The 4,599-nt window shown below is 41.1% G+C and carries 2 protein-coding genes; both read left to right on the top strand.

What is annotated here, in order from left to right; genetic code table 11:
• Window positions 1-208 precede the first annotated feature (208 nt).
• Entirely contained in the window at window positions 209-2,038 is a 1,830-nt protein-coding gene (locus V7K98_RS08490; protein ID WP_335020689.1) for a protein kinase domain-containing protein, read from the top strand.
• Window positions 2,039-2,473: 435 nt separating this feature from the next.
• On the top strand, window positions 2,474-3,982 hold the full coding sequence (locus V7K98_RS08495) for an HAD family hydrolase (RefSeq protein ID WP_335020691.1): 1,509 nt from the start codon (window positions 2,474-2,476) through the stop codon (window positions 3,980-3,982).
• Window positions 3,983-4,599 lie beyond the last annotated feature (617 nt).

Below are 4,599 nucleotides of genomic sequence, written 5' to 3' on the forward strand. Positions count from 1 at the left end.
CATGTTGCTCTCTCAGTGCTGTCTACTATCTATTCACAGCGTATACTGAGAGAGCTTTTTTACCATTTCTCTGACTTTTCAAACAACCTCTTAGGTCTGTATTTCATCTAATTGAGAACCGCTATATGTGATGTACATTTGGAAAGGGCGATGTCTGACGACAAGCCCAGAGGCGGAGTGTATCCGATGTCTACGCTTGTAATTTTTCATGACCATAACCCTGCTAAACAATCGCTATCAAGTTATCCAGGTAATCGGCGCTGGTGGTTTTGGCGAAACCTTTCTGGCAGAAGATGCCCATCTACCTTCTCGCCGTCGTTGTGTGATTAAGCAACTCAAACCGATAACCAATAATGACCCACAAAATTACCAACTTATCCAACAAAGGTTTGAACGGGAAGCCGCAACATTAGAATATTTGGGTGAAAGTAGTAACCAAATTCCTAAACTCTACGCTTACTTTTCTGAAAATGGGCAATTTTACCTTGTCCAAGAATGGATTCATGGCCAAACTCTGACAAAAATTGTTGAAGCCAAAGGATTTGAGAGTGAAACTGCTGTTCGGGAAATTATCTTAAGTCTGCTTTCAGTGTTAAATTATGTCCACAGTAAGGGCATTATTCACCGGGATATCAAGCCAGATAACATTATTCTTCGTTCTGTTGATAACAAGCCAGTTTTGATTGATTTTGGTGCAGTCAAAGAAACAATCCGTTCTGTGGTGAATTCTCCAGGATACCCCACGCGATCGCTCGTTATTGGTACGCCTGGATATATGCCTAGCGAACAAGCCGTTGGCCGTCCAGTTTACAGCACTGATATCTACAGCTTAGGTTTAACGGCGATTTATCTACTGACTGGCAAACACCCGCAAGAACTACAAACCGATCTAAAAACTGGGGAGATAATTTGGCAACAGTACGCCTCTAAGGTTTCTTATCACTTAGTGGCGGTACTCAATCAGGCAATTAAGCCTCATGCTGGCGATCGCTACAGCACTGCTAGTAAAATGTTACAAGCTTTGCAGTCTCCTAGTAATATAACTCCTGAGTTAGCTACAAATACTCCCACAGTTAATTTTTATCCCCCTGTTACATCAACTCGGCAAACCCAGCCATTATATTCCCCGCAAAAAAATTCTGTAATTCCAGGATCTTCAACTCCTGGAAACTGGCAAAAACCAACTGTGATTATTGGTAGTTTGCTTGTAGGCGGCTTGATTGGTGCAGTAGTAATTTCTAACATCATTCGTCAGCAACAACCAGAAACAACCATCACTACAAGTCCTGCCCCATCGCTAGAATCGTTGCCCACGCCTGCATCTCCCGAATCGCCCCTTTCTTCCCAAACTTCTCCAGTCCCAGTTATACCGGTTTCACCACCACGACGGCGATTAATTCATGATCCTTTGCCAACCATTAATCCCCCAGTTGTATCCACGCCACAGCTAGAAAAGGAACCTATAACTTTAGATACCCCAGCGCCAGAAGTACGTTCTACACCACAGCCAGAACCAGAAAATATTGCAGTTCCCACACCAGAAGTAACTTCAGCACCACAGAACAAACCGCGCAGTAAATTAGCTGCCACTGCTAGTAGACAAAGCGTTCCCGCATTCCCTACAGGTACAGCAAGAAACATCGTAGAAGCTACCCTTGGCAAACCAAATCAAGATTTAAGAGGTTCATGGGGTAATACCCGTGCTGTTGTTTACAAACTAGTGCCAAACAAAATTGATCTTGGCTACTTATTCGATCGTAATTCTAAAATGCTGCGTCAAACTGAGGTATCTTTTGCCCAATCGGTAGATCCGCAGCTAATGGAAGCGACTTTGAATGGATTGTTAGATGGACAAGCCACTGAAGAAATTAAACAGGGACTTAAGCAGATACAGCAACATCAGTCTGATAATTTTAGTTTTAAGAATGGCTCAGTCAAGGGTCAGATTATCCGCCAAGAATGTAATTTTATTTACATTAGCATTTGGGATGAAAATTTGCATGATTTTGTAAGTCCATCTACAGCTAAACAGTGCTAGTCTACTAGGGAGCGACTAGTAGCGCTCCACTTAATTCGTAATTTGTAATTCCTAATTACCATTGCATAAGTGTTTTAGACATTTCATAAGGTAGTTTTATGTCATGCTGTACTAGGGCAAACACATGGTCAATGGAACTGGGGACTGGGGACTGAGGACTGAGGATTAGATGCCAAACCGAAAAATTATGTTGGGGGCTTTTACCCACCACCAAATTTTAAAAAACTTTTCCCAGTTCTCAGTTCCCGGTTCTGGAACGGCGACAAGTTGAAGAAGATAGTTATTGCTGGAAAGAGAATTCAGAAGGTACTACTTGAAAGTTGTGGGGGACTGAACTTTCAAAAGAATGACCATCTGATTTAGAGTCCAGGCTTGCAATTATCACTTAGTATGAAATAATCATCACTGTACATCAGACCTATTAGGCTTATAGAAATGAATACATTAAGCTATGATACCTCTGTGTCCAAAGTAGCAAGGATCATTGAAACAGCTTCAGATAGCACGCCAATCATAGTAGATTTAGATGAGACTCTCTTTCTGCGTAATTCAACACAAGAGTATCTCGATACATTAAGACCGCACATACTTGGGTACTTATTGCTTGCATTGTTGAATTTTCTCAAACCTTGGAATTGGTTGCCAGGAAAAATTAAAGGAGAGGTTTCACGAGATTGGGTGAAGGTTTTTGTAGCAACCTTGCTTTTTCCTTGGACTCTAATCTTGTGGGAATGGCGAGCTAAAGAGTTAGCTCAAGCCTATGGAAACACTATTATGCTTGATGCACTCACTAAGAATGCAAATTCGCGTGTAATAGTTGCTACTCAAGGGTTTGATTTTATTGTTCGTCCCCTGTGTAAACACTTCCCCATAGAATTTAATAGTGTGATAGCTTGTCGATTTTGGCAAGGAGCTATAGATCGACAAAGAGGAAAATACTCGTTGGTGTCAGCATTTTTGACTAAGGATGAAGTTAACCGTGCGATCGCAATCACGGATTCAACCGACGATAATCCATTACTTGCATCTGTGGCAACTCCATGCTTAGTTATTTGGCCGGAAGCAAAGTATGTTTCGGCGCTGACTAATATTTATATTCCGTTCTTGTATCTAGAGCGAGCGAAGCGACCAGGCAAGCAATATTTTCTCAGAAAGATAGTATACGATGATTTTACAATCTTAATACTAGGTTTGAGTTGGGTGAATAACCAACCTCTTATTCATGCCATTGGGATGTTTTTTCTATTACTTTCTTTCTGGTGCATCTATGAACTAGGCTATGTAGAAAATGACATAGTTGCTGAACGGTTTGAGAAACAACCAACCCTATCAGCAACATACCAACGGTACATAAACCGAATCAATGTATGGCAGGCTTGGATTTGGGCTGTAGCTTTTGCTGTCCCTGGACTAATTATTTTGGAATTGGCTAAAGTTATCTCAATTGATGTTAGTTTGGCTTCCATTATTAGCACCCTAGATTTACAAACAGCTTTAATTAACATGGTATTCTGGATAGGTTTCCTCTTGGTTGTACGCCTGACTTTCTTTGTTTACAACTATGTTGATAAACAGACAAGAACTTGGCTTCACTTTGTATTACAAACTTACAAGTCATTTGGCTTTCTTGTCGTGACAAAAACCAATATCATTGGGTCAATGTTGTTTGTAGCGCAAGTAGTTAGTGTCTGGATACCCTATTTTGTTCATCGTTATACTAAAAGTAAGTGGTCAGAAGAGCTACCGCATGAAATGCTTCGTGTCTTTTTATTTGGGTTTCTAGTTATCGCTATTACACTAGGGACTCAAAATGTTTCTATATTAATCAGTTGGCAGACTTTAGTCATTTTCATTTGGTATGCCTACCGAGCAAGACATCGTTTATGGAAATTAGCGCGTGAAATCCATCCAATTTCCCAAGATATGTGGGATATAAAGAATTAGAGGATGTTTGAAAAGTCATGCTGAACGTAGTCAAGTATCTCTGAGTAATCGCTCAAACCCTAGATTATTTGTTCAACTCCGTTCCATTCAGAATGACAAATTATACATTTTTCAAATTTTCAAACAACCTTTAAGCTCGACTTTATCAAACAGAATTCAGGAGTCAGAATGGGCTAAACGCCCCGCTATCGCTAACAGAATGAATTCTGTACGAGTGGCGGATGAATAAGTGGATTTAATTGACTTCTGAATCCTTCTTCAACCATTTTTTGGCAACGCTCAAGCTGACGCTGAAAGCTTTGCAGGAAAGTAGTTTTACTTTTTTTTCACCAAGAATCAGTGATATCATGTCCGGTTAATTAGTTATGATTCCCACGGTCATTGCACCCCACACGCCAGATGCTCCACTTGGGGAGACCCCAAGACCGCACTGGCTCCCTTTAATCCCCTGGAGACAAAGCGCAGCTTTGGCGGGGTGGGGTTCTTCGGGTTTAAAAACTAATCAAGCGGACATGATATTACGTAAGGAATCCCCGTTCTAAAGAACGGAGCTTTTAGGACTTTCCGGCTCTAACGAGCGGATTAAGAGCAAAGGCTAACCCTACCAGACTAAGTAT

It is taken from the genome of Nostoc sp. (assembly GCF_036917435.1).
GTDB lineage: Bacteria > Cyanobacteriota > Cyanobacteriia > Cyanobacteriales > Nostocaceae > Nostoc.

Bases quoted from the DNA above. Each gene is read 5' to 3' on its own strand.
- V7K98_RS08490 (WP_335020689.1), top strand. From the start codon at position 209: ATGACCATAACCCTGCTAAACAATCGCTATCAAGTTATCCAGGTAATC.
- V7K98_RS08495 (WP_335020691.1), top strand. From the start codon at position 2,474: ATGAATACATTAAGCTATGATACCTCTGTGTCCAAAGTAGCAAGGATC.